General features: G+C 64.8%; 1 protein-coding gene. It reads right to left on the reverse strand.

Translation table 11 applies throughout. From position 1 onward, the window contains the following. On the reverse strand, window positions 1-654 hold a 654-nt coding region (locus LI94_RS21400), incomplete at both ends, for an acyltransferase domain-containing protein (RefSeq protein ID WP_036458908.1).

Consider the following 654-nt stretch of genomic DNA (forward strand, 5'->3'; position numbering starts at 1 on the left):
GAACGGGATCTGTGGTGTTTGGGGGGTGATGTCGGCCAGTTCGGCGCGCAGTTCATCAAGGATCGGATCCATGAACGCGGTATGCGAGGCCACCTCCATGTTCACCCGCCGCGCAAACCGCTCCGCAGCAGCCACCGCAGCGATCACCGCATCCACATCCGCGGGCGCACCGGCCACCACCGTCTGCCGCGGCGACAAATACCCCGCCACCTCAACACCGGGATAACCCGCCAGCAACTCACCGGCAGCAACGGCATCCAACTCCAACAACGCCACCGCACCCTGACCGGCCTGCCGCGACATCAACCGCGACCGCACCCCGATCACCGTCAAACCCTGCTCCGGCGTCAGCGCCCCGGCCACCACCGCCGCAGACACCTCCCCCATCGAATGCCCGATCACCGCATCCGGCACAACCCCATAGGCACGCCACAACGCAGCCAACGCCAACTGCAACCCCATGATCACCGGCTGCACCTGCGCATCACCGGAAATCTCAGCGCCCCGCTCGATCACCTCACGCAGCGAAAAACCCACCTGCCGGACAAACACCGGCTCCAACTCATCAACAGCCGCAGCGAACACCGGCTCATCGGCCAACAACCGACGACCCATCCCCACCCAATGCGAACCCTGACCCGAAAACACAAACAC

Source organism: Mycobacterium sp. UM_Kg27, from assembly GCF_000972905.1.
Classification (GTDB): domain Bacteria; phylum Actinomycetota; class Actinomycetes; order Mycobacteriales; family Mycobacteriaceae; genus Mycobacterium.